The following is a 6,625-nucleotide window of genomic DNA, read 5'->3' on the forward strand; positions in this document are numbered from 1 at the left end:
TCTGTTTTTTCTGTGAAAGAGAAAATAATAAATGGATAATTTTAGTTATTATAATCCCGTCAGGATTTATTTCGGTGCTGGACAGATAAACCGTGTTGCGGATGAAATTTCACAGGACAAGCGGGTGATAGTTATCTATGGCCAGGGAAGTGTGAAAACGAATGGTATCCTTAGCCAGGTTAAAACCTCTCTGAGAAATAGCACGATTTATGAGTTTGGTGGCATTGAACCGAACCCTCATTATGAAACGCTTCTGCACGCCATTGATATTGTCAGAACAGAAAACATTGATTACCTTCTTGCCGTAGGGGGAGGTTCCGTTATTGACGGAGCAAAATTTATTGCTGCGGCTGCAAAATATGATGGCGATATCTGGGATATTATTGAGAGCCGTGGTGAGGTGGTCGAGGATGCCATTCCTCTGGGGTGCGTCCTGACGCTGGCGGCTACAGGTTCAGAAATGAATGGAGGTGCTTCGATTATGCGGGCGTCCACCCGCGATAAACTCTTCTTCCGTTCCGCTCACGTTCTGCCGCAGTTTTCCGTCCTTGACCCTGAAACGACATATACCTTACCTCAGAGGCAGACAGCCAATGGTGTTGTTGATGCCTTTGTCCATGTTCTGGAACAGTATATCACCTGGCCTGTTAACGCCAGCGTACAGGACCGTATGGCTGAAGGTGTACTCAACACCCTGAAAGAGGAAGGCCCGAAAGTGCTTTCCATGCCGGGTGACTATGACGCCCGGGCAAACATTATGTGGTCTGCAACGATAGCCCTGAATGGACTGCTCAGGACGGGGGTTCCGGAAGACTGGTCAAGTCATATGATTGGGATGGAGCTGACCGGACTTTACGGGCTGGATCATGCCCGGACACTGGCGATTCTGATCCCCGCCGTCTGGAAGTATAAAATTAATGAAAAAAGCGAGAAGCTGGCGCAGTATGCCGCCCGCGTCTGGGGGATCCCCCAGAGTAACCGGATTGATATGGCGCTCCAGGCTATTCAGTGCACGACCCGTTTTTTTGAACTGATGGGAATGAAAACATACTTGTCTGATTATGGGCTGGGTGCTGAAATTATTCCTGAAGTGGTAAATAAACTGCGTGAGCACGGGCATACCGCACTGGGTGAATGCAATGACATTGCACCAGAGAATGTTGAATCCATTCTCAGAATCGCACTCTGATTAATTTACTGGTCACTTGCATGATTTTACATAAAAGCCTTTTCTTTTTACTTGTTCTTCTTATTGGGGGGATCATTTTTATATTTCATCTTCCCGGGTATGTTACCCCAGAACCGGACGGTCAGGGACATGGTAAACATTATGAAAACGGCAGCTACCATAATGAAGTAGATGTTCCGGTCACGGTGACAAAGGAAAACCTGATTACAGGAGCCTGGCAGTTCCTGACAGAAAATGTTCAGGATGCCAGACCTGCCCAGTCGCTACCATCGAAAAAGACAGACTTGCTGCATTTACCCACAGGGCAGAATATTGTTGTCTGGATGGGACATTCATCCTTTTTCATACAACTGGATGGTGTCAGGTACCTTATCGACCCGGTTTTCAGTGACAATGCTTCCCCGGTGCCTTTCACTAATCGCGCTTTTGAAGGAAGTAACATTTACACTACCGGTGATATTCCAGATATTGATTATCTTCTTATTACTCACGATCACTGGGATCACCTTGACTATCCAACAATAAACAGTCTGCGCAACAAAATCGGGCGAATTATTGTTCCGGAAGGTGTGGGATCCTATTTCATGCAGTGGGGTTTTCATCCAGAAAATATTATTGAGCGAAACTGGTATGAAACCTGGCAACAGAAAGATCTGACCATTCACCTTCTTCCGGCACAGCATTTTTCCGGGCGTTTTCTGAAACGAAATCAGACCCTGTGGGGATCTTTTGCCCTGATAACGCCCCGGCATAAGATTTATCTGGGCGGTGACAGTGGTTATGGCCCCCACTTCAGGGAGATAGCCCGCCAGCTCGGTGGATTTGACCTGGTCATTCTGGAAAGCGGTCAGTATGACCGGGACTGGCCTTATATTCACATGATGCCGGCAGAAACCGCTCGGGCGGCTGAAGATTTGAAGGCGAAAGCCTTGCTTCCCTCACATAACAGCAAATTTGTCCTGGCAAAACATGCCTGGTATACCCCACTGGACGAAATAACCCGGGAGAGCCGGCACCGGAACTATCATCTGCTGACGCCGGAAATAGGTGCAGCGGTATTTATTGATAAGCCGGAACAACAATTCAGCCAGTGGTGGCGCCCCTTTAGCCATCAGCGCTTTTAATCATACTGACTATTACAAGGAGACGGGTGTGAATCAATTTACAAAACAGGGTGGAAACTGGTCGGCAGTCTGGTCGCTTTTTGCCGGTGTAACCTGCCTGATAGCGGCAGAATTTGTCCCGGTCAGCCTCCTGACCCCCATTGCCGGCGATCTGGCGATCAGTGAGGGAATGGCCGGTCAGACCGTTACGGCGGTTGGCATTCTCGCCGTCATAACCAGCCTGCTCTTGGCGCCTCTGACAGCGTCGGTTGACCGCCGTAAAATCCTGCTCAGTCTGTCAACGTTACTGGTTGTATCCTGCATGATGGTCGGGCTGGCTCAGAGTTATCCGGCACTGATTATTGCCCGGGCAATGCTGGGGATCTGTGTGGGAGGATTCTGGTCGATGGCATCTGCTGTTGTGCTGCAACTTGTGCCGACCCGGCAGATCCCCCGGGCACTGAGCATTGTCTACGCCGGAGTTTCGGTTGCCACGATCCTTTCCCTTCCTCTGGCAAGCTATCTTGGCTATCTGTGGGGATGGCGGTCTGTATTTTTCGGCACTGCTCTCCTGTCAGCATTAAGCCTCGTCTGGCAATTTATGGCACTGCCTTCATTAAAGCCCGTGGCAGGTAACAGTTTCGGTAATATGGCGCGGTTACTGAAAACGCGCTGGTTTGCTGTCGGTATGCTGGCAACGGTATGCAGTTATGGTGGATATCACGTTGTCTTCACCTATCTCCGGCCTTATCTGGAGTACGTGCTGAAACTGAGTGAGTCACAACTCTCACTGGTATTGCTGGTTTTTGGCCTGGCCAACTGCATTGGCACTTTTGTCGCTGGCGCCATTATTGGCCGTCATTATCGGGCCACCATGTATCTGATCCATCTGATGCTGGCCGCTGTGGCATTCCTTCTTTTCCTTACCGGGGAAAACCAGCAACCGGGCATGATTCTGATTGTTATCTGGGGTGTCATTTTTGGTTTTATTCCTGTCGGCTGGTCTGCCTGGATAACACGGACGCTGGCTGACCGTGCCGAGATTGCCGGAGGGTTATCTGTTGCCGCAATCCAGCTGGCTATCGGACTGGCTGCTGCCTGTGGTGGTCTGATCTTTGACAGCCAGGGGATGTCCGGGATCCTTATCTCCGCGACCACAATACAGATGAGTGCGCTGGCCTTGGTTGCTGCCAGCTTCGGGCTTTATAAGCTGAAAATGGGGAAAAAGGTATGACAACAGTATTTCCCGATTACTGAAATTTACTCACAAGCGCATTGAATTATTGCTGATTAACACGTGCGGTATGGCGGATATAATAGCATAACAGTATCCATTCTATTTTTAATGCCCTGCATAATTTGATGGAAATAAAACGTGTGTTTATTTCCATATTATTTTACGTCGTTCATCAACAGGTATTTTTATGAAACTGAAGCAGATTATTATCTCCATGGGACTCCTGATGAGTTCGTTCAGTCTGATGGCTGCGGATATGTCCAGGGGCGCAGATAACTTTTACAAAAGTGAAAATGTTATCGCTCAGAAGGTGTCTTTTAACAACCAGTATAAAATGAAAATTGTCGGGAATCTTTTTATTCCCAAAAACCTGAACCGCAATGTCAAAAATCCGGCCATTATTGTCGGGCATCCTATGGGGGCGGTGAAAGAGCAGAGTTCTAATCTTTATGCCCAGAAACTGGCCGATCAGGGGTTTGTCACCCTGGCTATTGATCAGTCATTCTGGGGAGAAAGTGAAGGGAAAGTCCGTAATGCTGTCGCCCCTGATATCTATGCAGAAGCCTTCAGCGCAGCAGTCGATTATCTGGGATCTCAGTCTTTTATTGACCGTGAGCGTATTGGCGTGCTGGGCATTTGTGGCAGCGGCAGTTTTGTCATCAGCGCGGCGAAAATCGATCCGCGTATGAAAGCAATTGCGACTGTCAGCATGTACGATATGGGCGGTGTAAGACGTAACGGGCTCAACCACTCTCAGACGCTTGAACAGCGTAAACAGTGGCTTGTGAAAGCCGCAGAAGAACGTTATACCGAATTTTCTGGCGGAGAAACTCCGTGGGGTAACGGAACACCACTTAAAGTGGACTCAAATTCACATCCGATTGAGCGCGAGTTTTATGACTTCTACCGTACCCCCCGCGGTCAATATACGCCTGCTGGCGCTTCACCGGATACCACGACTTTCCGCCATGACTCAATGGAAGTGAAGTTCATGAACTTCTATCCGTTCAACGACATTGAGACGATCTCCCCACGTCCGATGCTGTTTATTACGGGCGATCATGCGCATTCACGGGAATTCAGTGAAGAGGCGTACAAACTGGCTGGAGAACCTAAAGAACTGGTTGTGGTGCCGGACGCAGGTCATGTTGATTTATATGACCGTACTGATGTGATCCCGTTTGCCAAATTAACATCGTTCTTTAAGGCTTCCCTGAAATAACATACTGAAGCCACAGTGGAGATATCCGTAATGAGAGGCAAGCTATTTTTTCTTCTGGTGATATCTCTGCTGGTTTCCTTTACCAGCAGGGCGGCCGGTGAGCATAAAATCAGGATTATCATTGACGGCCATGTTATTCATGGCTCTCTGGATAAATCCCCGGTCGCCGAAGAGATATTTGCCATGCTTCCTTTCAGTCTCTCCCCATTAACTGAACTGGGAGGGCGTGAAAAATATGGCAATTTACCCGATAGCGTAAACTCCCGGGGACAATATACGGATCGGTATTCCCCGGGAATGATTGGATACTGGTCTCCCGGAAACCAGCTGGCTTTTTACTACCACGATGACGGGCAGCGCATTCCCTCTCCCGGCATCATACCTGTCGGTACTTTTGACAGTAACACCTTCAGTTTACTGAAAGATGCCACCATCATCAGAGTCGAACAGGACAGTACATCAGGAGATAACTCATACCATGAATAATTCCCGCAGAACGTTTTTACAGAGCTCACTGGTAGCCGGAGCGGCGGCCGTTGTTGGCGTTCCCGATGTAATGGCCCGGACCGGAACTCCGTCCGCAGGAAATACAACACTGAACCTGACCACTGAGTGGGATAAAACCTTTCCCAAAAGCGATAAGGTCAACCACAGTAAAGTGACCTTCATTAACCGTTATGGCACTACGCTTGCTGCCGACCTGTATCAGCCTGTCAATGCCAGTGGAAAGCTGGCCGCAATCGTTGTCTGCGGACCGTTTGGCGCGGTTAAAGAACAATCCTCGGGTTTGTACGCCCAGACGATGGCTGAACGGGGATTTGTCACCCTGGCATTCGACCCCTCATACACCGGTGAAAGTGGTGGCGAACCCCGCAATGTCGCTTCCCCTGATATCAATACAGAGGATGTCAGTGCTGCGGTTGACTGCCTGGGGCTGCAGCCCTCTGTTGACCGGGAGCGTATCGGTGTTATCGGGATTTGTGGATGGGGCGGAATGGTCCTGAATGCGGTCGCCGTGGACAAACGTGTCAGGGCTGTTGTCGCGAGCACCATGTATGACATGACGCGCGTTATGTCGAAAGGCTATAACGACAGTGTGACGCTGGTACAACGCACCCGGACTCTCGAACAACTGAGCCAGCAACGCTGGGCGGACGCTGAAAAAGGCACGCCGGCGTATCAGCCTCACTATAACGAACTGAAAGGCGGAGAGGCACAGTTCCTGGTCGACTATCACGAATACTATATGACTCCCCGGGGTTATCATCCGCGGGCCGTGAACTCCGGTAACGCCTGGACGATCACCACGCCGCTGTCCTTTATGAACATGCCGATTCTGACCTATATTGCAGAAATTTCACCACGCCCGGTACTGTTTATTCACGGCGAAAAAGCACACTCCCGCTATTTCAGCGAGACAGCCTATGCGGCAGCGGCTCAGCCCAAAGAACTGATGATCATTCCGGGAGCAAATCATACCGATCTGTATGACCGCGTTAACGTGATCCCGTTTGACCGACTGGAGAAATTCTTCCGGGAACACCTGAGCTGAGAATTTCCCTGCAGCCCCCACCGTATCTCCGGTGGGGATTCTACAGACAGCATTCATAACCCCATAAGTTTCTGCCCGCCGATGGTTCATCCTGTCAGTTGACACTGTGGCGTACAGGGCAATACATCTGAGTACGCGTTGGTCTCATTGGCCGACCAGACGCCAGGCTCAAAAACAACCAGTCCGGTACATTCTCTTGATTAACTCCCCTGAAAGAGGAATTTTATGAAAACAGTTCCATTAGGTTCTACAGGCATTCAGGTATCCAGTATTGTTGCAGGAATGATGCGGATTGCCGGATGGGTAATCCCCCCATTTTTAA

General features: G+C 49.6%; 6 protein-coding genes. All 6 read left to right on the top strand.

Features of this window, described 5'->3' with window-relative positions; genetic code table 11:
• The first annotated feature begins 31 nt into the window (after positions 1-31).
• The 6 genes from VSX58_RS19975 to VSX58_RS20000 all read left to right on the top strand — a co-directional run bounded on the left by VSX58_RS19975 (position 32) and on the right by VSX58_RS20000 (position 6,303).
• Entirely contained in the window at positions 32-1,189 is a 1,158-nt protein-coding gene (locus tag VSX58_RS19975; protein ID WP_327619632.1) for an iron-containing alcohol dehydrogenase, read from the top strand.
• Between the two features lie 20 nt (positions 1,190-1,209).
• Entirely contained in the window at positions 1,210-2,313 is a 1,104-nt protein-coding gene (locus tag VSX58_RS19980) for an MBL fold metallo-hydrolase (protein WP_327619633.1), read from the top strand.
• Positions 2,314-2,341: 28 nt separating this feature from the next.
• The gene (locus tag VSX58_RS19985; protein WP_327619634.1) at positions 2,342-3,526 is read left to right on the top strand and encodes an MFS transporter; all 1,185 of its coding nucleotides are present in this window, start codon (positions 2,342-2,344) and stop codon (positions 3,524-3,526) included.
• Positions 3,527-3,722: 196 nt separating this feature from the next.
• Complete coding sequence (locus tag VSX58_RS19990; protein WP_327619637.1) at positions 3,723-4,751, top strand: alpha/beta hydrolase; 1,029 nt, start codon at positions 3,723-3,725, stop codon at positions 4,749-4,751.
• A 30-nt stretch (positions 4,752-4,781) separates the two neighbouring features.
• A complete protein-coding gene (locus tag VSX58_RS19995) occupies positions 4,782-5,237 on the top strand; it encodes a cyclophilin-like fold protein (protein WP_327619635.1) in 456 nt (151 codons plus the stop codon).
• Positions 5,230-6,303, top strand: coding sequence for an alpha/beta hydrolase (locus VSX58_RS20000; protein WP_327619636.1), 1,074 nt, complete (start codon positions 5,230-5,232; stop codon positions 6,301-6,303). Before VSX58_RS19995 ends, VSX58_RS20000 begins: the two co-directional genes overlap by 8 nt.
• The last annotated feature ends 322 nt before the right edge of the window (positions 6,304-6,625 follow it).

This window comes from Brenneria populi (assembly GCF_036016195.1).
GTDB classification, from domain to species: domain Bacteria; phylum Pseudomonadota; class Gammaproteobacteria; order Enterobacterales; family Enterobacteriaceae; genus Brenneria; species Brenneria populi.